Origin of the sequence: Sulfuriferula thiophila (genome assembly GCF_003864975.1) — a bacterium.
GTDB classification, from domain to species: Bacteria; Pseudomonadota; Gammaproteobacteria; order Burkholderiales; family Sulfuriferulaceae; genus Sulfuriferula; species Sulfuriferula thiophila.
Window position 1 is genome coordinate 216,197 of the sequence record NZ_BHGL01000006.1, and the last position, 23,767, is coordinate 239,963.

Genomic DNA, 23,767 nt, shown 5'->3' on the forward strand with positions numbered 1-23,767 from the left:
TAAAAAATTAGACGGTTTTTTCCAGGCGGCGTTCCCACAGATAATACATAAGGGGAATGACGACTAATGTGAGTACAGTTGAAGCGAATGTACCAAAAATCAGGGACACGGCCAAGCCTCCGAACACCGGGTCGGTGATCATGATAGCAGAGCCAAGGATGATCGCCAGTGCGGTGAGCATAATCGGACGGAATCGCACTGCACCGGCCTCAATCACCGCTTGCTCGAGACCATAGCCTTGTTTGCGATAGTCGATAATGAAATCAATCAGCAGCAGTGAGTTACGCACTACTACGCCGGCTAATGCAATCACGCCTATCATCGATGTCGCGGTAAACGCTTGCTGGGTAATCCAGTGGCCGGGGAATACACCCACAAGCGTCAGCGGGATGGCGCCCATCACGATCAGTGGCATCATGAAGGATTTGTAATAGCCAACCAGCATCAGGTAAATGAATACCAGCGCGACGATGAACGCAGAGCCCAGATCGCGGAACACATCGAGGGTGAGGCGCATTTCACCGCCCCACAGCAGATGGTAGCCGACCACATCATCCGGTTGCGCTTCCGTAAATCCAAGATTGCCGGTTTTGAAGGTGACGCCATTGCTCAGCATCTTGCCATCCAGCATTTTGTCCAGAGCAAGTACGGCATAAACCGGGCTGGATTTCAGCAATTCGCCGCCAACCATAACCACAGGATGCTGATCGCGATCATAGATGGGTTTGTCCTGTGTCGCGCGCTCCACCGTAGCGATTGAGGACAGCGGCACTTGCTGCCCCATCATGTTGGTGATGCGGATAGACAGGATCTGTTCCGGTGTCTGGCGCTGGCTGCGCGGCAGGCGTACGGTCAGGTTGAGCGGTTCGCGGCTGTCATCAACGTGTACTGTGCCGATGTTGAAGCCGGAGACATAGTCATGCAGCAGTTTCGCGACCTGACCAACGGCGACACCCGACAGTGCGGCTTTTTCGCTGTCTACTTTGATGTTGAAACTGTCCACAGTCGCAGTTACTGAATCATCGGCATTGATGATGCCGTAAACTTTGGCGAAATCGCGATCAACATCGGCTGCTGCGCTGCGCAACTTGTCGTAGTCCGGACCGTACAGCTCAGCCAGAATCTGCGATTGCACCGGCGGGCCTGGCGGGGTTTCATAGAGCTTGATCTTGGCCTGCGGGAATGCCTGACGTACCGGATTCAGCGCCACATCGAGATCCTGCACAATCTGATGGGACGAAGTGGAGCGATGATGCTTGTTGGTCAGGTTAATGCGCAGTTGTGCAATATTGTCGCCGCGCTTAAGCATGTCGCCACGCACCAGAGCAGCAAAGTCCACCGGCGCAGTCATGCCCAGAAAGGTCTGGTAGTCAGTAACAAATGCGGTTTTGGCCAGCACATCGCCTACTGCGCGGGCAACACGGTCTGTTTCCGCCAGCGTTGTGCCTGCCGGTGTATCCACTTGCAGCAGGAACGTGTTGGTGTTGTCATTCGGCAGCATTTTCAGTTCAACACCCATGGCTGATAACGGGCCATTAATGCCGGACGGACGGATGAACTGCCATGCAGGCTGAACCATGGCGGCGATCAGTAGCCCCAGCACCACGATGAATAACAGGTTACGTTTGCCGCTGTGCTGGATCAGCGGGGTGATGACGGCCACATAGGCACGATGCAGCGGGTCTTGGGGATTAGCTGATTGCTCCTCCAGTGAAGGGGTTTCAGCTAACGTTTTGGCCGCTTTGCCGGCCAGCCAGCGATTCGCTGCCCACGGCACCACCATGTAGGCGATGAACAGGGAGGCTATCATCGCCACCGGCACGTTAAACGGGATAGGCTGCATGAACGGCCCCATCATGCCGGTGACAAATGCCATCGGGATGAATGCGAGGATGACGGCAATGGTGGCGACGTTAGTAGGGTTACCGATTTCGTTGGTGGCAACGATCAGGGCTTCCTTGAAATTCTTGCCGCCGCCGTGGTGCATGTGACGATGGATGTTTTCCACTACCACGATCGCTGCATCCACCAGCAGACCCAGTGACAGGATCAGTGCGAACAGGGTGATGCGGTTGATGGTTTGACCCGCGATCAGGCCGACAGTCAGCACCACGAATAGAATCAGCGGTACAGTAAGCGTAACAATTGCCGCTTCGCGCCAGCCGAGGAAAAACACCAGAATTACCACCACCGAGCCGATTGCGATACCCAGATGTTCCATCAGGGTGTTGACCGCATCGTCGGCTTTGGCGCCGTCGTCACGGGTAACGCTGACGGTTACGCCTTCAGGAATGGCATTGCGCTTGAGGCTGTCGAGTTTTTTTAGCACAGCATTCGCCACGACAACGGCATTGGTGCCGGCTTTCTTGGCGATGGCGATAGTGACAGCAGGGGCTTCACCGCGGTAGGCCTGTTGTGCTGCGGCAGGTCCAAAGGCAAAGCGGCTGACTTCGTTTGTTTCTGCGGCGCCATCCTCAATGCTGGCGACATCTTTCAAATATACCGGTTTGCCATTCGGCGCTCCGATGATGATTTTGCCCACTTCACGCAAGTCGCCGATGAAACCGGACAGGCGCAAAGGCTGGTTACGGTTGTTATTGACCAGTGTGCCTATGGGTAGCGATACATTTGCACCCTGCAGCATTTTATCTACCTGATCCAGGCTGAGTCCGGCTGCCGAGAGCTTGGCCGGGTCGATCCAGACATTCACTGCGCGCTGCGCACCGCCAGATACCTGGGTAAACGATACGCCCGGTACATTGCGCAATTGCTCCAGTACGCGTGTGGAAATGTGGCGGAGCTGGTTATCGTCCAGCGTGTTTGCACTGAGGGTAAGGGTGATGATGGGCACGTCATCGACATTGATCGGCTTGATCAGTGGCTGCATGGTGCCGGGTGGCAGGCGATCCAGATTCTGCATCAACTGGTTGTACAGCTTAACCAGACTGCGTTCCTGGTCCTGGCCGACATCAAACTGTACGGTGACTACGCCAAAATCAGCGGCAGCATAACCAAAGGTATGCTTGACGCCGGATTGTGCATTCATGATTGCTTCCAGCGGCTTGACCACCAGATTCTGTATTTCGGTAGCTGATGCGCCGGGTTTGGCGACGATGATGTTGGCTGCGGGCACTACGATCTGCGGATTGTATTCGCGTGCGGTAACGAACAGCGCCATGATGCCGGCCAGGCTGATCGCCAGCATGATCATGGCAGTGATCTTGGATTCCAGGAATACGCGGGCGACTTTACCTGCGATATTAAGGTCAGTGGGCTGATGTTCAGACATTGCCTGCCCCTGTGGTAATGATCTTGTCGCCGGATTGCAGTTTGTCCGTTGCGGAACTAACCACGCGTTCGCCGGCCGTTAAGCCGGATTGAATCGCAACCATGCCGTTACTGGTGTCGCCGACGCGTACCATGCGGTAGTGGGCAATGCCTTGCTGGTCGACCACAAACACGCCGGTGATGCCGGCGCGATCCAGCACTGCGCTGGCGGGAACACGTAATCCGGAGCGTTCGCCGACAGCAAAGCCTACTTGCACAAACATACCGCTCTTGAGGGTGTGGCTGGCAGGCAAATCAATTTTTACCAGATAAGTCCGGCTCATGGGGTCCGCTGCGGGTACCAGTTGCGCCACCTTGCCGATGAGGGTGGCTGCTTGGCCATCGGTGGTCAGGCTGGCCTGTGATCCAGGTTGCAAATGCGCATAGACTTCAGCGGATACCTGGGTTTGCACTTGCAGTTTGTTCGGATTTTCCATTGCCAGTACAGGGCGGCCCGGGGCCGCAAGGTCGCCGACATTCGCCATTTTCTGGGTGATGACGCCAGCAAAAGGTGCTGTCAGCGTGGCGTAACGCATTTGCGAGTTAGCTGTGCCCAGACCTGCCCTGGCGGCGGCAGTCTGTTGCTGCGCGATCTGGTATTGCAAGCGGATTTTATCCCACTGTGCTTTGGGGATAGCTTCCTCTTTGTATAAGGCGCCAAAACGGTCGTAGTCGTTTTTGGCATCCGCTAATGCGGCTTGCGCCTGCGCCAAACCTGCGCTGGCCTGGCTGACCTGGCCCTGTATGTCAGTGGGATCGACCGAGAACAGGCGTTGACCGGCAACGACTTTCTGGCCGACATCGACATTGATTTCGCGGATAAATCCCATCAGGCGGGAGGCGATCTGTGCTTGCTGTTCAGCGACAACGTTACCGGGGGAGGTGGCGATGATGGCCATGCTGGCCGGGTTGACGATAGTAATGTCGGCTTTAACGGTATTTGCGCTTGCGGTTGCCGTGTGTTCGGCAGATTTTTCACCGCATCCGGCTAATAGCAGCGTGGCGGCAACGGCAATGACAATAGGTTTGGCAAGTAGGTGGTTCACAGTCGACTCCTGATTATAATTGGTCAAATTCGAGCTGGCCTAATGCGAGCTTGAGGCTGGCGCGCTGTATGGCGAGGTCGTATTCTGCGGCGACGACATCGGCGCGCGCTTTATCGAGTTGCGCTTGCGCGCCAAGTTGTTCGGTAATGGTGGCTACGCCATTGGTATAGCGTTTATTGACTAGCGTGGCCGCTTCTTCGGCTTGTTCACTGGCTAACTGGCGGGCTGCCAGGCGCTGTTCCGCTTCGTCTGCCTTGCGTCGCGCATCTTCTACCTGATAGGCAATGCCGGCTTCGGCCTGAGCGAGTTTGGCTGCGGTTTCATCTTGTGCTGCCCGTGCGCGGGCAACAATCGCCGAGGTCACGCCGCCATCAAATGCAGCCCAGGAGACCGAGCCGCCGACAGTATAGGAGTTGGCGCTAAAGCCCAGCTTCGGATCATTCCATTCCTGGCGCAGCATTAATCCCACTTGCGGTTTGTAAGCGGCTTTGGCTACGCCGACACTGGCCTGGCTCGCCTCGACTTGCTGGCGCAGCGCATTAATGCCCGGATTGTTGGCAATGGCGGTCTGGCGTAATTGTTCAGTAGTCGCGGTCGTTGGTTTTACCGTGATGGATGCACCGACATCCAATGGTTGGGTTAGCGGAATGCCAAGTAACAGGTGCAATTGATCCAGTGCGCTGGCGACAGCATTTTCTGCCTGCGCGCGTTGTACGCGCACATCCTGTAAATGGACTTTTGCAGAGAGCAGATCGCTTTTTACAATGACGCCGCCTTTCACCAGGCTTTCCATCATCTTGACCTGTGAGCTGGCTGCCGCTTCACCTTGTTTGGCAACATTCAAATAGGCACGGGCGGTATGTACGCCTTGATAGGCTTGTAATACTTGGAAAATTACCCGCTGCCGTGCAGCTTCATCGCCATTGCGGGCAGCCTTGATGTAGGCCTGGGCTTGCTGGATGCCGCTGCTGATCATGCCGCCGGTATAAATTGGCACTTGCACTTCGAAGCGGGTATTAAAGTTGGTGGTAAAGCCAGGGTTATTCAGCGCGTCAGGTACAACGTTACCGACGCCTGTATATTGGCTCAAACCAAAATCGTTAAACGTGGCGTTGCGCTGGGACAATTTCATGCCGAAAGCATTCAGCGCATCGTTGGAACCCATGGCATTCAGCGATACGGTCAGCTTGGGCATACGGTTGCCCTGTGCCTGATTTAATCCGGCTTCAGCCTGATCGATTTGGGCGCGGCTGACACTCAGGTCGAAATTTTGCTTTAATGCTGTGTTAACACACTGTGCGAAACTTAGGGTTTCGGCAAAAGCGGTGTGAGTCCAGCTGAGGCTGATAGAGAGCGTTAGCGCACTGAGTGCGAATTTATGGCGAATTGTGATGTGTGTTTTCATCCTGTGGCTTCACCTGTAATTTATGGGTTCAAACGACGCATTCAATACTACCAGCATCATTATTAATGTGCTGGTGTGGAAATATATTAGAATTTAATTATATTCGAATAGGTGCATTTATGGCAATGGTGGCATGCTATTTAAATGTAAACGTGTCGTACGGTAATTGGCAGGATGCTGTAAAATGATTGATTATTCGATTGATTCAGGAGTAACGCATGGCTTTTTCAGATCTCGGTCTAGTACCTGAGATACTTCGCGCGGTTGAGGAGTGTGGTTATACCGAGCCTACGCCGGTGCAGGCGCAGGTGATTCCGGTCGTGCTGACCGGATGCGATGTGATGGCTGGTGCGCAGACTGGTACAGGTAAAACTGCCGGTTTCACGTTGCCAATGTTAAGTCGTCTCGCGCCTTTTGCGACCAATAGCCCGTCCCCGGCACGCCATCCGATTCGCGCCCTGATTTTGATACCTACGCGTGAACTTGCGATGCAAGTGGAAGAAAGTGTGCACAAGTACGGCAAGTATCTGCCATTACGCACTACCGTTGTGTACGGTGGCGTGAACATGAATGCGCAAATTGATATCCTTCGCGGCGGAATTGATATTCTTGTGGCTACGCCGGGTCGCTTGCTGGACCATGTGCAGAATAAAACCATTAACTTGTCACAAGTGCAGATGTTGATACTGGATGAAGCTGATCGCATGCTGGACATGGGATTCATGCCGGATCTGCGCCGTATTATCGAGTTGCTGCCGGTTGGCCGACAAAATCTGATGTTCTCTGCAACGTTTTCCGGCGAGATCAAGAAGCTGGCTGACAGCATCATGAATAATCCGCAGTTAATTGAAGTTGCACGGCGCAATGCCGTGGCGGAAACCGTCAAGCAAGTGGCCCATCCTGTTCACAAGGAACGCAAGCATGCGTTACTGACGCATTTGATCCGTTCCCGTCAGTTACGCCAGGTGCTGGTGTTTTGCGGTACCAAGCTCGGTGCTAACCGGTTGGCGCAGCATTTGAATCGCGACGGCATTCCGGCGAATGCGATACATGGCGATAAAACCCAGCAGGCGCGGGTTGATGCGCTGGATCAATTCAAGCAGGGTGCGATTCAGGTGCTGGTTGCGACCGACGTCGCCGCGCGTGGTATCGATATTGATCAACTGCCGTTTGTGGTGAATTACGATCTGCCGCATGCTGCGGAAGATTATGTCCACCGTATTGGTCGTACGGGTCGTGCCGGGGCTTCAGGCGAGGCATTGTCGTTGGTGTCGGAAGATGAATTGCGTTATCTGGCCGATATCGAAAAATTGCTCAATATGAAGATTCCGGCTGAGATAGTGCCCGGTTTCGAGCCTGCTCTTGGTGCCATGCCAGAGCCGGCGCGTGCGCCGCGCCCAAGGACTGAGCGTCCGCCGCGGCCGTTAGCTGCAGATGCAGAGCCACCGCGGCGTGAGCGTGTTGATATTGAGGTACCGGATTCGCCGTTGATTACACGTAACAAGGAGCCGGGTCAGCGCAAGCAGGTTGCTGCGCTGTTCCTGCCGCCGGCACCGCGTAACTGAGCAATGGAGTGGGGCATACTGGCCATCGCTCTGGCATTGGGCTGGTTCTGGCTGGATAGCATGAAATGCCACGATATTGCTGTTGCCGCAGCCAAGCGCGCCGCGCATTCAGGTAACGTGCAGTTGCTGGATGATACGGTAGCGCTGGACAGGATTCGTCTGGCTCGCGACGATGATGCGCGGGTGGGTTTCAGGCGCATCTACCGGTTTGAATTCAGTGACACCGGCGACAATCGTCGAGGCGGTGTCGTGGTATTGCATAACAGTTTGGTGGAAACGGTAAATCTGGGCAATGTGTGGGCTGTAACGCCGACCACTATTGATTAGCTTCGATTTCCAGCACAGCCAGGCTGATATGTTTGCCCAATTGTTCGGTGAATCCGGGCAAGTTGCTGAATTTCCGTAATTTCGCAGCGACCGCATCTTTCATCTCGTAATCGCTTTTTCCCGCATCGTATTGTTCTTTTACTGCGGCGTATAACGTTGCCAGATATTCGCGGTAACGTTTGACCATCGCGGCGTTTCCGGTCTGTCCATGCCCTGGCACATAGCGCTTGTCATGCAGGCCGATAGCCCGGTCACATGCGGCTATGCTGCCTTTGAACGTCGCATCATCCATCCGGTTAATGTAGTTGTTGAGTACATTATCGCCGGTAAACAGCACGGAATCTTCCACGACCTCTATCATGATGTCTGTTTTGCTGTGCGCGTTTTCAGGTGCGTAGACATGAAAATGCATGCCGCCGGTCTGGATGATTTGATCGTCTACCACCGGTATGGTGGGAATGACCGCTTGCGTGGACGCGGTGTAGTTGTCCGTCAGCGTGTTGACTAATGCAACCCACTCTTCGGCGCCGCCTTGTTGGGCCTTGCGTATCATATCTGGATGGGCAAGCAACTTGGCATCGGGGTAGGCTTCGATAATGGCTTGGTTGCCGAGCCAGTGATCGCCATGGATGTGGGTATCAAAGACGTAAGTCACCGGTAACGCGGTGCGTTTGGCTATTTGTCGCAGAACCATACGCCCGGTTTCCAGGCTGGCACCCGGATCAATGACCACGACCCCATCTTTGGTAATGATGAATCCCGGATTGTTCATGAACCCCTGATTTTGCAGCGACGGCTGGCCCAGCGGGCCGTGAATTACATAGGTGTGGGCAGCGATTTTTTGCGCGGGATAATCACGCACCGGGTAATTGTCAGCTAAGGCGAGTAGCGGTAATGCGAGCACGCCTATCAGTGCATATTTGAGTTTGCTGGATAATTTCATATCGGCTCAGATCGTGTGAGGTTGGTAATGGTACGCCCAATCGGCGCGGTTGAGGATGGTATGTTTTACCACCACTTCTCGTAAATGATACGACTTTCTGGAACGCCAATGCTGGTGAGCACTGCGCTCGCATCTTCTACCATGCCTTGCGGGCCGCACAGGTAATACAGCGTATCGTCACTCATGCCGGCTTCGCGCAACAGCTGTGCGTCTATGCGTCCGCTGCGACCTTGCCAGTTGCTATCAGGCTGGGTAAGCGTAATGAGGTGATGGCAATTCGGTTGCTGGCTCAGCGTTTCAATGTCGGCCTGGAATAAATATTCATCTGCACTGGGGATGCTGTAAACCAGTGTGACATCTGTTTGTGGAACGGATGCGGCTATGTAGCGGAAAATGCTGATAAGTGGCGTGACGCCGACGCCGGCACCCACCAATACTACGCGATGGCTCATTTCTGGCTGGTACACAAACACGCCTTGGCCATCGGAGATTTGTACTGTGTCACCGATTTGTGCGCTTTCATGCAGCCAGCGTGTGACCGGGTGACGTGTGCTGGATTTGACTGCCAGTTCGATATGGCTGCCAGACTGGTGTGGAGATGAGGTCATGGAGTAGCCGCCCACCTCGGTTTTGCCATTAATCGTGGCGTATAAGTCTATCCATTGCCCGGCCAGGTAATGAAATGGCTGCTGACCATAATCCAGTTGAAAAATTTTAACGCTGGGCGAGGCTTGCTGTATCGATGTGATTGTGGCGGTGTGCATGCGGTTATTCAAGGTTGAGGTTCAAATTCAAGTGAAGCAGAGTTAATGCAATAGCGTAACCCAGTTGGGGGTGGTCCGTCATTAAAAACATGCCCTAAATGGCTGTGGCAGCGTTTGCAAAGTACTTCGGTGCGCGCCATCATCAGGCTGTGGTCAGTGCGTTCTTCAAGGGCGTCTGGTTTGATCGGCTGCCAATAACTTGGCCAGCCGCTACCAGAGTCGTATTTGTGTTCGGCATCAAACAAGGCTTCGCCGCATACTGCACAGTGATAGGTGCCGGGGGCTTTAAGATCCCAGTATTTGCCGGTGAATGCCCGTTCTGTGCCATGTTCCCGACAAATGTGGTATTGCTCGGGTGACATGCGCTGGCGAAGCTGTTCGTCATCAGGAATTGGCTTTTGTGACATGGGACTATCTCCGCTCGAATTGACAAATGGGGTGTCGTGGCCTAGTGTGTGCTGCAGGTACTATGGTCATTATAAGGTGAATTGATATGGCAAACGAAGGCTATCACGAGTCAATTGAAAAATTAAGTGACGCGACGCAAGACATGCACAGAGCGATTACTTCACTGATGGAAGAGCTGGAGGCAGTTGACTGGTATAACCAGCGTGTTGATGCCTGTACAGATCCTGAACTCAAAGAAATCCTCGCGCATAATCGTGACGAGGAAAAAGAGCATGCAGCAATGGTGCTGGAGTGGATACGGCGACGTGATCCGGTGTTGGATCATGAGTTGCGCGACAATTTATTTAAAACCGGCAAAATTGCCGGGCAGCATGATTAGTTAGCCGTGCTGCCCGGTTTGTCTCATTCTGCCGGGTTATTTTGCTGCATGCCAGGCGCGTACGGCGGCAAGGTTGACGTAGGGCTCACCATGTAAGCTGCCGCTGAGCACTTGCGGTGCGGCGTCAGTTTCACCCATGTCGCTGACTACGGCAGCAGCACCGCTGAAATCATGGTCAAGGGTATAGTCGTTAATGGTGACCAGAGTTTTTAAACCTGCGCCGACACTCGAACGAATGCCGTTTTCCGAATCTTCAAAGGCGAAGCATGCCTCTGCTGGCAGTTGCAGTTGTTCCAATGCCCAAGTGTAGATATCGGGAGCAGGTTTTTTGGCCGGCACGATGTCGCCTGCGGCAATGACTTCAAACCAGTTTTCCGCATCGCTGGCCAAGCTGTATTTGAGCAGGGCGGTGACGTTTTCCGGCGTGGTTGTGGTTGCGATAGCCAGGCGCAGCCCGGCATCACGCGCTTCCTGTATCAGGCGTCTAACACCCGGGCGCAATGGAATGCCACCTTGCTGCAGCATGTCGGTATAGTGACGTGTTTTGGCGCGGTGCAAAGCGACGACCATGTCATTGAAATCGGCTGGGGGCGTGTAGTCCGGGCGAAATGACTCCACGTAATACTTCATGCGTTCCTTACCGCCGGTGACAGCGAGTAATTGACCATAAAGTGCGACATCCCATTCCCAGTCCAGTCCATATTCGCGAAAGGCGGCATTAAAAGCGACGCGATGGCCGTCGCGCTCGGTATCGGCAAGTGTGCCGTCCACGTCAAATATGAGAGCTTGTAATTGCATTTATGTTCATCCTTAGTTGCTCTTCGAGCTGATTTCTGATATTAAAGTAGTTTGCCTTTTTTAGTACAAACGGAAGCGACTTAAAACATTATGGCCACAGATTTTACTAAATTCACACCCTATACCCCAAAACCAGATGAAGAGTATATGAATGCGGTGCAACTTGCCCATTTTCGCAAAATCCTGGAGGCTTGGAAAGCAGAGTTGTCGCAAGATATTGATGGCACCATACATGCCATGCAAGAAGATGCTACCTTATTCGCTGATCCTAACGATCGTGCCAGTCAAGAATCTGATATGGCGCTGGAATTACGCAACCGTGATCGCGAGCGTAAACTGATCAAGAAGATTGATGAAACCGTGGCCAAAATTGACCATGACGAATATGGTTACTGCGAAGCGTGTGGCATCGAAATCGGTTTGAAGCGTCTGGAAGCACGTCCTACTGCTACCCTTTGCATAGATTGCAAAACCCTGGACGAGTTCCGTGAGCGTCAGGTTGCACGTTAATCAATCACTTTTGTGAGGCGATATGAGCGAATTTGAAGCCAAGCTGGATGGTTTGTTATTTAGCTTGTTGTCATGGGATCAACTGACAGCTTTCTGGCCGCGTGTTGATACAGGTGCTAGATGGTATCTTTATGCGGTAGGGCAAGATGTGCCGGGTTCACCTTCCACTTCCCAGCAAGTGAGCGACTTTGTGCAGAAAATCGATGCATTGCTGCGTAAGGAGCATGAAGAGACTTACTGCGGTATTGTTTACGCCGATGATCTTCAAACACCACAATTTATCGTGATTTATGATCCGCATAATCTAGGCGTGTCATGCGGCTCCAGTAAAGAACGTGTATTGCCGGGTTGGGTTATGAGTCAGGTTCCGCCGGCTGATCTCCAGCCCAAGATCGTACCGAACAATCGTAAGCGCTGGTGGGAAAGTTTCCTGGGAGAGAAAGTAGCCGAATAGCTATACTGTTTTAAGTATGTAGTTTGGTTCTTGCAGTAGCATCAGGATAGATAACAAAAAAGCAGCCAATGGCTGCTTTTTTGTTGGGTTGCCGTTGCGTTATTCTGCTGCGGCCGGTGTTTCTTCTTCTTTCTTCGGTGGCTCAATCAGCGCTTTCATGGACAGACGCAGACGACCTTTTTCATCAGCTTCCAGCACTTTAACAGTGACTGGCTGACCTTCCTTGAGGTAATCAGCTACTGCATTGACACGTTCATGGGCAATTTGCGAGATATGCAGCAAACCGTCTTTACCTGGCAATACGGTAACGATCGCGCCAAAGTCCAGCAGTTTGATAACGGTGCCTTCGTAAGCTTTGCCGACTTCAACTTCAGCGGTGATTTCTGCGATGCGTTTTTTCGCAATTTCACCGGACTCTTCGCTGGTGCAGGCAATCTTGACTGTACCATCTTCGCCAATGTCGATCTGAGTGCCGGTTTCTTCGGTGAGTGCGCGGATAACAGCACCGCCTTTACCGATCACGTCACGGATTTTCTCAGGATTGATCTTCATGGTGATGATGCGTGGTGCGTATGCAGACATTTCCACACGCGGTGAATCCACTGCGCTCTTCATCAGGCCAAGAATGTGCATACGACCTTCTTTAGCTTGATCCAGTGCAGCCTTCATGATCTCCTTGGTGATGCCGGTGATCTTGATGTCCATTTGCAGCGCGGTGATACCAGCTTCAGTACCGGCTACCTTGAAGTCCATGTCGCCGAGGTGATCTTCATCACCAAGGATGTCGGTCAACACGGCAAAGCGGTTTTCTTCCTTGATCAGGCCCATAGCGATACCAGCTACGTGGGCTTTCATCGGAACGCCAGCATCCATCAATGCCAAGCAACCGCCACAGACGGAAGCCATAGACGATGAGCCGTTGGATTCGGTGATTTCGGAAACGACGCGCATGGTGTAGCCAAAGTCTTCACGGCTAGGCAACATGGCTGCCAGTGCGCGTTTAGCCAGACGGCCATGGCCGATTTCGCGGCGCTTAGGTGTGCCCACACGACCGGTTTCACCGGTAGCATACGGAGGCATGTTGTAATGCAGCATGAAGCGGTCGCTGTACTCGCCTTGCAACGCATCGATTTTCTGTTCGTCGCGGCCTGTGCCCAGCGTGGCGATAACCATAGCCTGGGTTTCGCCACGGGTGAACAGAGCAGAGCCGTGAGTGCGCGGCAATACGCCAGTGCGAATGCTGATAGGGCGAACGGTGCGGGTGTCGCGGCCATCAATACGTGGCTCGCCATTCAGAATCTGACCACGTACGATTTTAGCTTCCAGGTTATGGAAAATGTCGTTGATCTCATTAACAGCCAATGTGCCCATGTCTGCGGTGACCAGTTGCTCCATCACGCGACTGCGTATGGCATCGATTTCCTGTGAACGCGCACCTTTCTGGCGGATGTTGTAAGCCTGGATCAAACCGGCTTCAGCCGCTTCGGTTACTTTTGCAATCAGTTCAACGTTGGCTGCAGGCGCAACCCAGTTCCATGGTTCAGGGTTGACTTCGTCAGCCAGTTCGTTGATGGCGTTAATAGCCGCCTGCATTTGCTGATGACCGTACACTACGGCACCCAGCATGATGTCTTCTGGCAATTCTTTAGCTTCGGACTCAACCATCAATACCGCTTGTGCTGTACCGGCAACAACCAGATCCATGGCGGAATTCGGCAGTTCGCTGGCTAATGGGTTAAGTACATATTCGTTGTTGATTAAACCTACGCGCGCAGCACCGATAGGGCCAGCGAAAGGAATGCCGGAAACAGCCAGAGCAGCAGATGCGCCAATCAGAGCCGGAATGTCGGAGTCAACTTCAGGGTTGCTTGATAATACAGTCGCGATGATTTGAACTTCGTTGTAAAACGCTTCCGGGAATAATGGACGCAGCGGGCGGTCAATTAAGCGGGAAGTGAGTGTTTCTTTTTCTGAAGGCTTGCCTTCGCGTTTGAAGAAGCCGCCTGGTATTTTACCGGCTGCATAGGTTTTTTCCTGATAATCAACGGTCAGCGGGAAGAAGTCCTGACCTGCTTTAACTTCTTTCTTACCGACCACGGTGACTAAAACGACGGTGTCATCCATGCTGACTAATACTGCGCCGCCTGCCTGGCGTGCGATTTCGCCAGTTTCCAGGGTAACGGTGTGGCGCCCGAATTGGAACGATTTGGTAATCTTCATTGTTATCCTTTAGAGTTCAAACAAAACCGCCCCGCGTTACAAATAGGCGGGGCGGTATGTGTTCAGACGACTGTTATCGCCTGGTGATTATTTACGCAGACCAAGTTTGGCAAGCAGATTGCGGTAGCTGTCATTGTTGGTGCGCTTTAAGTAGTCGAGCAATTTACGACGACGGCTAACCATTTTTAACAAACCACGACGTGAGTGGTGATCTTTTGAGTTAGCTTTAAAGTGATCGGTCAAACCATTGATGCGTGCGGTCAGCAGTGCAACCTGAACTTCGGATGAGCCGGTATCGCCTGCAGCGTGTTGGTATTCTGTAACGAGTTGCGCTTTTTGTTCTGTAGTAACAGCCATGATAGTTCTCCTGGTGAGATTAAAAATCGCGAAGTGCTTCGGCTGAATGAGGCGCTTCGTTCGTAAGCAGTGCATTATACCCAGAAAATGTCATTTTTTCAAACGATTGGATGCGTTGAGTTTTCTGACCTGTACATCAGCACTGTCATCAGCAAAATAGATGCTGAGTTTCTCATTCACGCTGATTTGAGTTGTATTGCGGATGATTTCGCCGTATTCGTTACGCACCAGGCTATATCCGCGGTTCAGTACAGCGGTGGGGCTGAGGTGTTTCAGATGGCTGTCCAGGTTCCCCAGTGCAGTCAGTTGCTGTGCTAACAGATGGTGCATAGCCAGTTGCAGACGGCTTTGCTGTTGCGCCAGTGCTTTGGTATGAGGGGTTGTGCTGGGGAGCTGTTGCCTGAGTCGCTGTGCAAGCTGGCTTTGTCGCCAGTTACGTTGCTGGCTGGCGGTTCGATATGCATGGCGCATACGGCTGCTGAGGTGACTGAGTTGCGCCTGCTGGGCACCTAGTTTTTTGCCGGGGTGAATCAGGCGTTGCCCAAGGTGGGTCAGTTGCTGCTGCTGTTGAAATAGCCGGTGACGTAATTGGCGTGCCAGGCGCGCCTGAAGCAGATCCAGTGATTGTATTAATTGATTGCGGTCCGGGCTGGCAAGTACGGCTGCTGCAGTCGGTGTGGGGGCGCGCAGATCAGCTACAAAATCGGTGATGGTGAAGTCGGTTTCGTGTCCTACGCCACTGATGATGGGGACGGGGCTGGCGGCAACAGCGCGGGCAACGCTTTCTTCATTGAATGACCATAAGTCTTCGATACTGCCGCCACCACGGCATATGATCAGTACGTCACATTCCGCGCGTTGATATGCCGTATTTAATGCAGCAACAATTTGTGCGGCGGCAGGCGCGCCCTGCACCTGGCAGGGGTAGAGGATAACCGGCAGGCTGGGCATTTTGCGCTTTAGAGTGGTGAGCACATCGCGCAATGCCGCGGCCTGGGGGGAGGTGATAATGCCAATCCGGCGCGGCATGGCCGGTATGGCACGCTTGCGGGATGCGGCAAACAGGCCTTCTTCTTCAAGCTGGCGTTTGAGTCGTTCAAATGCTTCAAATAATACGCCTAGTCCGGCGCGGCGCAGGGTGTCGACTTGTAATTGAAACTCGCCGCGCGGCTCATACAATCCCGGTGTAGCACGTACTTCAACTTGCATGCCGTTTTCCGGTAGCCAGTCTATATATTGGTTACGGCCGCGGAACATGACGCAGCGTACCTGTGCCGTTGCGTCTTTTAGCGAAAAATACCAGTGTCCAGAGGCTGCTCGCGTCAGATTGGATATCTCGCCGGCAATCCAGGTGAGCGGGATAGTGCTTGCCAGTGTTTGTTGCACCAGGCGGTTAAAGGCGCTGACAGCGAGTATATTAGGGGTAGGAGTGAAATTCATCGGATCGGGTTGGGTTTGTCAAGGTTTTTCCACAGTTTTCGATATTTAATTTGAATTTGCTTAATAGTACTTGACGGCGCTGGAGTTTTTTAAGTTATTGATTATAAATAAAATATTTGCATGGTAAAAAATGAGCGACGGGTAAAAAGCCTTGCCTGTCTGAGACTTAGCCACTTGATAAACATTTTATCCACAAAGTTATCCACAGAATATGTGGGTAACTGAGAAAAAGCCTTATCAGCAGTAGAGTTAGCGTAAAACAGCTTGATTCCACTATTTTTTAAAGGGAGGTGTCAAGGATTTTCCACAGCCGGTAAAAAATAATCGCTTACAATAAAACTAGGCTTGACATAAAGTTATATTTTTAACTCGTTGTTTTTAATTAATTTAATAGCTTGTCAAAAAATGAGCCATCGCTAAAAATCCTTACCAGCAGGTGAGTTAGCGTATTGGTGAACATGTTACCCACAAAGTTATCCACAGAATATGTGGGTAACATGTAAAAGACCTTATCCGCTAATGGGTTAAGCCTTACTGACGGTGACCTTCTGCGCTGCAAGTTTAGCGCGTTTACGTGCTTCGTCCGTATTTTCTGCGCATGCCAGTGCAACACCCATGCGACGACGAACAAAGGCGGCCGGCTTGCCAAACAGGCGAATGCTGCTGCGTGGCACGCTCAAGGCATCGGCAACACCATTAAACTGGACGGCATCGGTATCAACGCCACCGTAGATGACGGCGGATGCACCCGGTTCACGTAAACGGGTGTCTACCGGTAATCCAAGGATAGCGCGGGCATGCAATTCAAACTCGCTCTGGTATTGGCTGCACATCGTTACCATGCCGGTGTCATGTGGACGTGGGGAAACTTCGGAGAACCATACTTGATCGCCCTTGACGAACAGTTCTACACCAAATAAACCGCGCCCCCCCAGATTTTCTGTCACGCGACGGGCAATATCCTGAGCCAGCGCCAGAGCGGGTGCAGACATAGTCTGGGGTTGCCAGGATTCCACATAGTCACCTTTGACCTGAATATGGCCGATCGGGTCGCAAAAACTGGTTTCTACCTGCCCGGATGCGCCGATGGCGCGTACCGTGAGCAGGGTGATTTCATAATCAAAGTCGATGACACCTTCCACGATCACCAGCCCCTGGTCAACACGGCCACCACTGGCAGCATAGTCCCAGGCCGGTGCCACATCGTCTGCACATTTCAGGAACGACTGCCCCTTGCCGGAAGAAGACATCACCGGCTTAACGATGCATGGGAAACCAATCTGCGTGTCGATGGCATCGCGTAACGCATCCAGACTGTCAGCAAAACGATACGGCGAGGTAGGCAAACCTAGCGTTTCAGCAGCCAGACGGCGGATGCCCTCGCGGTTCATGGTGAGCTGGGTCGCACGCGCAGTTGGGATGACCTGGCTCAAGCCGGCTTGTTCGATAGCCTGTAATTCATCAGTGGCAATTGCCTCGATTTCGGGCACGATGAAATGCGGGCGTTCCAGTTCTACCAGTGCACGCAAAGCAGCGCGATCAGTCATGTCGATGACATGAGCGCGGTGGGCAACCTGATGGCCGGGCGCGTTTTCGTAACGATCAACGGCGATGACTTCCACCCCCATGCGTTGCAATTCGATGATGACTTCTTTACCTAGTTCACCGCTACCTAACAGCATGACGCGAATGGCGGCGGAGGAGAGAGGGGTTCCAATTTGCATGATTATGTTCAGTTGAGTGTGTGGGAAGATTTGATTCTGGCGGCAACGTCGGTTGGGGCTTCGGTCAATATGGCAGACATGCCCTGTTCAGCGCGTTCGTCGCCCTGATTCGCCGCGAGTTCGAAGAGCTGGTAAGCATATTCGTAATTCTGTGGTAAGCCGATGCCGCGATAAAACATCAGGCCAAGATTGAATTGGGCCTGCTTGTCACCCTGGTCAGCGGCAGCGCCATACCATTTGGCGGCTTCGATATAATCCTGAGGCACATCTTTGCCTTCAAAATACAGTACGCCAAGGTTGTATTGCGCATTGACATCACCCGCCTGGGCGGACTCCGTAAGCTTCTTTAGCGGAGCGTATCCGGCTAGTTCGAGTATATCCATGATGGTGGGTATTGGGCTATAAGAGTCATGAAGTGTAATCAAAACAAGGTCGATAGACAAGGCTAAACCGCACCAGCGGTGTGGTATAATGCTAATTAACTAATTGAATTTAATGAGAATCATGGTTGAATCTATTAACGCTGAAGTTTCGCTTCCATCTGCAATTTTTTTGATGGGGCCGACGGCATCAGGCAAAACCGCTGCGGCGGTTACGTTATCGCAAAAATTTCCGCTGGAAATCATCAGTGTCGACTCGGCATTGGTCTACCGTGAGATGGATATTGGCACAGCTAAACCGGATGCGGCCACACTGGCCGTTGCGCCCCATCATCTGATTGATTTGATTGCACCTACTGAAGTGTACTCAGCGGCGCAGTTTCGTGCCGATGTATTGCCATTGATGGCGGATATTACCGCGCGAGGGCGTGTGCCGTTACTGGTAGGTGGCACCATGCTGTACTTCAAGGCCTTACGTGAAGGCTTATCCGACTTGCCGCAAGCTGATGCCGGTCTGCGCGCTGAACTTGAGCGGGATGCTGCTGAACGTGGCTGGGCTGCCTTGCATGATGATCTGGCACTGCTTGACCCTGTAACCGCGGCACGGTTACAGCCAACCGACAGCCAGCGCATCCAGCGTGCGCTGGAAGTCGTGCGTTTAACTGGCAAGCCGATGTCGGAAGCGTGGGCGCAAGGCCGTGAGGCTGCATTGCCTTTTCGCGTGCTGTCCCTGGCGCTGATGCCCTCGGACCGGCAGGTGCTGCATGATCGTATCGCGCAGCGCTTCGATGTCATGCTTGGCATGGGATTGCTTGAAGAGTTAACCGGCTTACGTGAACGTTATGACCTCAACCCTGAACTGCCCTCCATGCGCTGCGTAGGCTACCGTCAGGCGTGGTCATATCAGGTTGGGGAATATGGTTACGACGAAATGCGGGATCGAGGGATCTTTGCTACTCGGCAACTAGCCAAGCGCCAGCTGACCTGGCTACGTAGTATGGCAGATGCAGTGGTGCTGGATTGTCTGAATGCGAGGCTCGAGTCGTTGCTGGGGAATCGGGTGGATGATTTCCTGAGCTAGTGCCTGGAGCGCTGGAAAGTATCTTAGTAAAAAAGAGCCGCTTTTATGCGGCTCTTTTTTTCGACTGTATAGGTGAAATTTGATTTGACTTTTTTGGATGGTCATCTCAATATAATTGGACGTTTGTCTAATTTTATGGGGGGTCATGATGAAAACAATACTGGTAACCGGCGCAAATGGGTTTGTGGGCAGCCATATCGTGGAGGCGTTGCAGCAACGTAGCGATGTACGGGTGATAGCCGCCTGTCGTGACAGGCGCAAGCTGCCGGAGCAGTATGCTGGCGAGGTGCGCGAAGGCGATCTGCGCGATGAACGTTATCGAGAGACGGTCGTGGTAGGTGTTGATGTGCTGTGCCATGCTGCAGCCTGGACTTCCTTATGGGGGCATGGTGATGAATCCACAGCGCTGTATCTGCAGCCTACTTTGGCATTGATAGACAGTGCCAGGCGGGCAGGGGTCAGTCGTTTTGTAAATATTAGCACTACCAGTGCAGCCTCCCCCGGGCAATCGGCTGATGCCATGAACTGGGGTATTCCACGGGCATATTGGCCACACCTGAATAATGTCATTGCTATTGAAAACACATTGCGCGAGTATGCCAGCCCGGTGTTTCAAGGGATAAATCTGCGTTTGGGGATATTCGCCGGCAGGCGTTATGCTTTGGGCGTATTGCCTATACTGGTTCCTCGCTTAAAGACGCATCTGGTGCCTTGGGTTGCGGGTGGCAGGACCAGCTTGCCTGTCATAGACGGGCGCGATATAGGTCTGGCATTTGCGCTGGCGGCAACGGCTGACGGCTTGGCTGATTATGATAGTTTTAATATCGTCGGGCCGGAGGTGCCCACAGTGCGCCAGGTGATTACCTTGTTGCATGACGAATATCACCTGCCTTTGCCGCATTTTGGCGTGCCATTTGCCATTGCCTATACCTTCGCCTGGCTGATGGAAATGCTGGATCGAATTGTGCCCTGGGAGCCATTAATTACGCGCAGTATTGTTCATCTGCTTGAAGAGGTACATGCCGATAATGCCAAGGCTGAACATATACTTGGCTACATACCCGTGCATGGCTGGCGCGAAGCGGTGCGTGCGCAGATGGAGGAAATGCGAGTGCGGCAGCGTAAGCCAATGTCTATGGCCAAGCCGCTGGTATAGAATGCTTACATTGGATCTTGATCGGGAGCACTCAGTGAGTCTGGGCAGTAAAGGTGAAAAAACGCGCGCAGATATTATTAGCTGTGCCAAGCAACTCTTTTATCAGCGCGGATATGAAGCGACTTCGTTTTCAGATATCGTCGATGCCACTGGTTTGTATCGTGGGAATATCTATCATTACTTCAAAACCAAAGACGACATCCTTAAAGCCGTCATCACGCAACATCTGAGTGATTTTAGTGCCTTGCTGAGTCAATGGGATAGTCAGCACGCCGACCCAAAGTCAAGCTTGCTGGCCTTCGTCAGCATGATTACCGGTCGTCAGCGTGAGCTGGTCGAATATGGCTGCCCGATAGGTACATTGAACACAGAGCTGGGTAAAGATCGGCGCGACTTGCAGCTGGCGGCGCGTGAACTGTTTGAGCTGTTTCGCGACTGGCTGCGTGCGCGTTTTACCGAGTTGGGGCGGGTTGCTGATGCAGATGAGTTGGCGCTGCATTTACTTGGGCGAGCTCAGGGGATAGCGGTGATCGCGCATGTTTATCAGGACACGGCGTTGTTGCAGCGTGAGATCCAGCAGCTGGATAACTGGATCAGCCAGCTCTAGTTCGGCGTTATTGCCATGCCTGTAAAAAACCGAGCCAGTGCGGTTCATCCAGCTGGGTGAGGCTGGCGCGTACCAAATTGCATTCTGTTTGCAATTGAACTGGCGTCATGCTGCCACGTAAGCGCAGGAATCGTAAATACAGCAGATAAGTGTTCAGCGCATTCAATTCATTCTGCTGGCGTAATGAATCCTGTTTGCCCGCCTGCCAGTCGACCCATATCTGGTTAGGTGCCAAGTCCGGTGTGGCAGGCAATCCGCACAATCGGGCGATATCGTGGAGTGATGCGTGTGCGTCGGGCTGGTGGCAAGCTAGTTCGTGCATTAAGTTAATGTGTTGCTCGCGTTTGTTTGCATCCCACTGGCGCGGGGCGGTCAGGTTGTGAGTCAGGGCGCGATAACACAGTACGGGCAGGTCAAAACCGCTGCCATTCCAGGATATGGATAGTGGCAGGTGTTTTTCCATGATGTCGAACAGATGTTGTATCAATACGGCTTCGCTGTCATGCGGATTGCCTAGTGACCAGACATGAAATTGGTCATCATCACGCAAGGTACAGGCTATTGCAGCGACACGATGCAGATGCAGGGGCAGAAAATCCTGCTCATGGCTCTGCCGGCCTTGTTGAAAAACTATTTCGGCGAGCTGTTCGGCATTAGCGTGTTCATCAGTGCCATAAATAGCGCGCAAACCGTCGGTGTCGGGGATGGTGGTGATGCTGAAGGTGAGTGTGGGTGTCATGTTACTTAACCATGAGCAGAAAAGGGTATTTTACCACCCGCCAGTGCTTTCATGGTGTCGAGAGTCACAAGTTGGTGGTTTCGGCCATGACCAGTGCGTTAATCATGGCAAGGTTGGCATCTACCGGATTAATCAGGCAGCGGGCAGCGTAATCTTCTATGCGACTTTGCTCGCCGTTCTCGGCAGCAAGGGCAAGGTTGAGCATCAGTCCGCCGATACCCTTGCTGTCGAGGAGGGCCTGTTGAATTTCCGGGCTGAGTTTGATCGCCGGAATGAGTTGCGACATGGGTTGGCCGGTGAGCTTGTCCATCACCGAGAGCAGTCCCATCAGGTACATGGCCTGGGGGTCGATATGGTGCAGGCTTTTGCGTGCCAGGGCTTCCAGGAAAAAAGCACGGCTTAAACCGCGTTTCAGCAGGCTCAGCGTATTCGGGCCTGGGTCGTTGCTGGTGTGCAGTAACAGGGTCAGCCAGCGATACAGACTGTCGTGTTTGAGCAGGTGCAGTGCCTGGGCCAATGAGCTAATGGCGGCATCGTTGTCATCCAGCGTGTTGGTATAGGCGATTAACTGGTAACTGAGGCGCGCGTCAAATTTGATCAGCGCTTCCAGTTCAGACAGGTCATGCCGGGCAATGACCAGATCCATTAATTCAAGCAAACGCAGCCGATTGATTTCGGTAGGTCGGGTGGTGGTTAGGTCGGGCCCATGATCAAAATAACTGCCTTGAAACGCATCGAATTTCAGTCTGATGCATAAATCCAGACTTTCCTGACAGCGTATGTTGGATGCGATCAGCGTTTGCATGCCGTGGTGGCGCAAACTGCTGGTCGCGTTTTCCAGTTCGGTAGCATTGAGCAGGCCGACATCCAGTCGCGCCTGTTTGATCAAACCGCTTAATGCTGCCGGAAAAGCTGCGCCGTAATGGTAATTGAGCAGGATGCGATAGCCGTTTTTCTGATGTTTCTTCAGTTTTGGTAGCAGGGTGGCCATATCGCGAGGGTCGATATCCAGCGCAAAGATGACATGTTGCGCGGGCAAATAATCGATATCGTCAGATAATAGCGTTGTCGCGTCAATGCTGACAAACAGCGGCTGGCGTGGATGTTTGCCTTCCTCGGTGAGGGAGAATAGTCCGGCAATCAGGGTAGTGTCGTCACTCTGACGCAACTGTTTGGTGTTGCTATTATTAGTGCTAAAGGTGAGCCGTATGCGCGGACTGAGTTCCGTGGCAGTTATCTGGCCTGAACGGTTGTAGATCGGTTGCTGCTTGAGCAGGCGTTCCAGCACTTCATCCTGACGGGATTTGTGGCCATCCGTAGCTATAGGCAGCACATGTGTCAGAGTGCTGGAGTGCTCATTGCTGTCGGTGTTGATATTGCGTTCTTTTTGGGACGCTTTTGCGGATGAAGTCGGTTCCATCATGCTTCCATGCTACTCAATCTCATAATAATAGCACTAGCTTATCGGCGCTTAACTGTTTTTTGTCAGGCTGCCATCATGGAATACCAGATTGGTATGGGTATTTGCACCACGTTTTTCTACGGTGATACGGGATACGGCGGCGCTACCAACCTGGATGCGGTAGGCATTGGCTGGCGGCATCCCCAGTATGTGCGCCAGTATCATGCGGATCACCCCGGCGTGGCAGACGATAAGGACATGCTGCCCGTCATGCGCGGTCGCTATTTCATCCCATGCCTGACTGACGCGTTGGTAAAAATCCGCGACGGGCTCTGCTCCTTGAGGCCGGTAAATGATCGGGTCACGTTTGAATTTGAATATCAGATCGGGATCATTGGCGCTGATCTCGGCTGAGGTCTGTCCTTCCCACGCACCAAAGCCGACTTCCTGCAGGCGCGGCTCAAGGCTCAGCGGGACAGTGTGCTGTTGCGAGAGTTGCTGGGCGAATTCGCGGCAGCGGGATAACGGCGAGCTGATGATGTGCTGCCATTGATCAAAACTGCCAACGGCGCGTTGCATTTGCGCCCAGCCTTTTTCCGACAACGGGTCATCAATTTGGCCACGATATTTACGGCCGCCAACAGGTTCGCCATGGCGGATAAGATCTAGGGTAGTGAGCGAGTTCAGGGACATTTTTGAGTTAGAATGCAATCGTTAATGATTTCAGGGATAGAT

At 52.9% G+C, this 23,767-nt stretch carries 23 protein-coding genes; 8 read left to right on the forward strand and 15 right to left on the reverse strand.

Annotation, left to right across the window (positions count from 1 at the left end; all coding sequences use genetic code 11):
* Positions 1-7 precede the first annotated feature (7 nt).
* The 3 genes from EJE49_RS03505 to EJE49_RS03515 are packed head-to-tail and all read right to left on the reverse strand — an operon-like array spanning position 8 to position 5,778.
* The gene (locus EJE49_RS03505) at positions 8-3,289 is read right to left on the reverse strand and encodes an efflux RND transporter permease subunit (RefSeq protein ID WP_124949010.1); all 3,282 of its coding nucleotides are present in this window, start codon (positions 3,287-3,289) and stop codon (positions 8-10) included.
* Positions 3,282-4,373, reverse strand: coding sequence for an efflux RND transporter periplasmic adaptor subunit (locus tag EJE49_RS03510; RefSeq protein ID WP_223246730.1), 1,092 nt, complete (start codon positions 4,371-4,373; stop codon positions 3,282-3,284). The genes EJE49_RS03505 and EJE49_RS03510 overlap by 8 nt, the downstream gene beginning before the upstream one ends.
* A gap of 13 nt (positions 4,374-4,386) precedes the next feature.
* Complete coding sequence (locus tag EJE49_RS03515; RefSeq protein ID WP_124949011.1) at positions 4,387-5,778, reverse strand: TolC family protein; 1,392 nt, start codon at positions 5,776-5,778, stop codon at positions 4,387-4,389.
* Positions 5,779-5,996: 218 nt separating this feature from the next.
* On the opposite strand from EJE49_RS03515, the gene EJE49_RS03520 reads away from it, so the two are divergent.
* Both EJE49_RS03520 and EJE49_RS03525 read left to right on the forward strand, forming a co-directional pair.
* Positions 5,997-7,343 carry a DEAD/DEAH box helicase gene (locus EJE49_RS03520; RefSeq protein WP_124949012.1) on the forward strand — a complete coding sequence of 449 codons (1,347 nt, stop codon included), beginning with the start codon at positions 5,997-5,999 and terminating at the stop codon, positions 7,341-7,343.
* Between the two features lie 3 nt (positions 7,344-7,346).
* On the forward strand, positions 7,347-7,670 hold the full coding sequence (locus tag EJE49_RS03525; RefSeq protein ID WP_124949013.1) for a DUF3301 domain-containing protein: 324 nt from the start codon (positions 7,347-7,349) through the stop codon (positions 7,668-7,670).
* Here the strand turns inward: EJE49_RS03525 and EJE49_RS03530 are convergent.
* The 3 genes from EJE49_RS03530 to msrB form a co-directional block, all read right to left on the reverse strand.
* On the reverse strand, positions 7,660-8,613 hold the full coding sequence (locus tag EJE49_RS03530) for an MBL fold metallo-hydrolase (RefSeq protein WP_124949014.1): 954 nt from the start codon (positions 8,611-8,613) through the stop codon (positions 7,660-7,662). The genes EJE49_RS03525 and EJE49_RS03530 overlap by 11 nt on opposite strands.
* 65 nt (positions 8,614-8,678) lie before the next feature.
* Positions 8,679-9,377 carry a ferredoxin--NADP reductase gene (locus tag EJE49_RS03535; protein ID WP_124949261.1) on the reverse strand — a complete coding sequence of 233 codons (699 nt, stop codon included), beginning with the start codon at positions 9,375-9,377 and terminating at the stop codon, positions 8,679-8,681.
* A gap of 8 nt (positions 9,378-9,385) precedes the next feature.
* A complete protein-coding gene (gene msrB / locus EJE49_RS03540) occupies positions 9,386-9,784 on the reverse strand; it encodes a peptide-methionine (R)-S-oxide reductase MsrB (protein WP_124949015.1) in 399 nt (132 codons plus the stop codon).
* A gap of 86 nt (positions 9,785-9,870) precedes the next feature.
* Here msrB and EJE49_RS03545 point away from each other — a divergent pair, with 86 nt between their 5' ends.
* On the forward strand, positions 9,871-10,164 hold the full coding sequence (locus tag EJE49_RS03545) for an encapsulin-associated ferritin-like protein (protein ID WP_124949016.1): 294 nt from the start codon (positions 9,871-9,873) through the stop codon (positions 10,162-10,164).
* Between the two features lie 36 nt (positions 10,165-10,200).
* Here EJE49_RS03545 and EJE49_RS03550 read toward each other — a convergent pair whose 3' ends face one another.
* Positions 10,201-10,962 carry an HAD family hydrolase gene (locus EJE49_RS03550; RefSeq protein WP_124949017.1) on the reverse strand — a complete coding sequence of 254 codons (762 nt, stop codon included), beginning with the start codon at positions 10,960-10,962 and terminating at the stop codon, positions 10,201-10,203.
* Positions 10,963-11,052: 90 nt separating this feature from the next.
* On the opposite strand from EJE49_RS03550, the gene dksA reads away from it, so the two are divergent.
* Both dksA and EJE49_RS03560 read left to right on the forward strand, forming a co-directional pair.
* Positions 11,053-11,472, forward strand: a complete 420-nt coding sequence (dksA, locus tag EJE49_RS03555; protein ID WP_124949018.1) for an RNA polymerase-binding protein DksA — start codon at positions 11,053-11,055, stop codon at positions 11,470-11,472.
* Between the two features lie 22 nt (positions 11,473-11,494).
* Positions 11,495-11,926: a hypothetical protein gene (locus EJE49_RS03560; protein ID WP_124949019.1), complete on the forward strand. Its 432-nt coding sequence runs from the start codon at positions 11,495-11,497 to the stop codon at positions 11,924-11,926.
* Between the two features lie 99 nt (positions 11,927-12,025).
* Here EJE49_RS03560 and pnp read toward each other — a convergent pair whose 3' ends face one another.
* From pnp to EJE49_RS03585, 5 genes are all read right to left on the reverse strand, one after another.
* Positions 12,026-14,146: a polyribonucleotide nucleotidyltransferase gene (pnp, locus tag EJE49_RS03565; RefSeq protein WP_189941653.1), complete on the reverse strand. Its 2,121-nt coding sequence runs from the start codon at positions 14,144-14,146 to the stop codon at positions 12,026-12,028.
* 87 nt (positions 14,147-14,233) lie between these two features.
* On the reverse strand, positions 14,234-14,503 hold the full coding sequence (gene rpsO, locus EJE49_RS03570) for a 30S ribosomal protein S15 (RefSeq protein WP_124949021.1): 270 nt from the start codon (positions 14,501-14,503) through the stop codon (positions 14,234-14,236).
* Positions 14,504-14,593: 90 nt separating this feature from the next.
* A complete protein-coding gene (gene xseA / locus EJE49_RS03575) occupies positions 14,594-15,943 on the reverse strand; it encodes an exodeoxyribonuclease VII large subunit (RefSeq protein ID WP_124949022.1) in 1,350 nt (449 codons plus the stop codon).
* A gap of 524 nt (positions 15,944-16,467) precedes the next feature.
* Positions 16,468-17,667 carry a formate-dependent phosphoribosylglycinamide formyltransferase gene (gene purT, locus EJE49_RS03580; protein ID WP_124949023.1) on the reverse strand — a complete coding sequence of 400 codons (1,200 nt, stop codon included), beginning with the start codon at positions 17,665-17,667 and terminating at the stop codon, positions 16,468-16,470.
* Positions 17,668-17,675: 8 nt separating this feature from the next.
* Complete coding sequence (locus tag EJE49_RS03585) at positions 17,676-18,050, reverse strand: tetratricopeptide repeat protein (protein ID WP_124949024.1); 375 nt, start codon at positions 18,048-18,050, stop codon at positions 17,676-17,678.
* A gap of 121 nt (positions 18,051-18,171) precedes the next feature.
* Between EJE49_RS03585 and miaA the strand changes: the two genes are divergently transcribed.
* The 3 genes from miaA to EJE49_RS03600 all read left to right on the forward strand — a co-directional run bounded on the left by miaA (position 18,172) and on the right by EJE49_RS03600 (position 20,891).
* Positions 18,172-19,128, forward strand: coding sequence for a tRNA (adenosine(37)-N6)-dimethylallyltransferase MiaA (gene miaA / locus EJE49_RS03590; RefSeq protein WP_124949025.1), 957 nt, complete (start codon positions 18,172-18,174; stop codon positions 19,126-19,128).
* A 145-nt stretch (positions 19,129-19,273) separates the two neighbouring features.
* The gene (locus EJE49_RS03595) at positions 19,274-20,284 is read left to right on the forward strand and encodes an NAD-dependent epimerase/dehydratase family protein (RefSeq protein WP_124949026.1); all 1,011 of its coding nucleotides are present in this window, start codon (positions 19,274-19,276) and stop codon (positions 20,282-20,284) included.
* Between the two features lie 34 nt (positions 20,285-20,318).
* Positions 20,319-20,891: a TetR/AcrR family transcriptional regulator gene (locus EJE49_RS03600; RefSeq protein WP_189941655.1), complete on the forward strand. Its 573-nt coding sequence runs from the start codon at positions 20,319-20,321 to the stop codon at positions 20,889-20,891.
* Between the two features lie 7 nt (positions 20,892-20,898).
* On the opposite strand, the gene EJE49_RS03605 is transcribed toward EJE49_RS03600, so the two are convergent.
* The 3 genes from EJE49_RS03605 to cobC all read right to left on the reverse strand — a co-directional run bounded on the left by EJE49_RS03605 (position 20,899) and on the right by cobC (position 23,725).
* The gene (locus EJE49_RS03605) at positions 20,899-21,630 is read right to left on the reverse strand and encodes a ribonuclease H-like domain-containing protein (RefSeq protein WP_124949028.1); all 732 of its coding nucleotides are present in this window, start codon (positions 21,628-21,630) and stop codon (positions 20,899-20,901) included.
* A gap of 64 nt (positions 21,631-21,694) precedes the next feature.
* Positions 21,695-23,053, reverse strand: coding sequence for an EAL and HDOD domain-containing protein (locus EJE49_RS03610; protein WP_124949029.1), 1,359 nt, complete (start codon positions 23,051-23,053; stop codon positions 21,695-21,697).
* A gap of 48 nt (positions 23,054-23,101) precedes the next feature.
* Positions 23,102-23,725, reverse strand: coding sequence for an alpha-ribazole phosphatase (gene cobC, locus EJE49_RS03615; protein ID WP_124949030.1), 624 nt, complete (start codon positions 23,723-23,725; stop codon positions 23,102-23,104).
* Positions 23,726-23,767: the final 42 nt, after the last annotated feature.